The organism is Nocardia beijingensis NBRC 16342, assembly GCF_001612785.1.
GTDB classification, from domain to species: Bacteria; Actinomycetota; Actinomycetes; order Mycobacteriales; family Mycobacteriaceae; genus Nocardia; species Nocardia beijingensis.
The window spans coordinates 1-708 of the sequence record NZ_BDBC01000113.1; the positions used below are offsets into that span (position 1 = coordinate 1).

Annotated in this window: 1 protein-coding gene; it reads left to right on the forward strand. The window is 64.1% G+C overall.

Going from position 1 to position 708, the window contains the following annotated elements:
- The coding region (locus tag NB3_RS33830; RefSeq protein WP_157112179.1) for an AMP-binding enzyme at positions 1 to 708 on the forward strand (708 nt) is incomplete at both ends.

Consider the following 708-nt stretch of genomic DNA (forward strand, 5'->3'; position numbering starts at 1 on the left):
GCTCCGTTGGTGGCGGGTGACACCGTCACCATCGGCCACCCCATCCCCGGCACCCACGAATGGGTCCTCGACCAACACCTACAACCCGTACCCACCGGCGTAGCAGGCGAACTCTACATCGCCGGACCACTACTCGCCCGCGGATACCACCACAACCCAGCCCTCACCGCCGAACGCTTCATCGCCTGCCCCTGGCTACCCGGCACCCGCATGTACCGCACCGGCGACCTCGTCCGCTGGCAACCCGACCACACCCTCCAACACCTCGGCCGCACCGACTTCCAAGTCAAAATCCACGGCCAACGCATCGAACTCGGCGAAATCGACACCACCCTCACCACCCACCCCACCGTCCACTACGCCACCACCATCGGCCACCACGACCACAACGGAAACCACACCCTCATCTCCTACGTCGTCCCCACACCCCACCACACCATCGACACCACCACCCTCACCCAACACCTCACCACCCACCTACCCACCTACATGATCCCCACCACGATCATCCCCCTCGACCACATCCCCCTCACCCCCACCGGAAAACTCGACCGCACCGCACTACCCACACCACCACCCACCGACCACAAACCCTACCGACCACCCCGAACACCCCTCGAACACACCATCACCCAAGCATTCACCGACATCCTCCACACCAACACCATCGGACTCGACGACTCCTTCTTCACCCTCGGCGGCGACAGC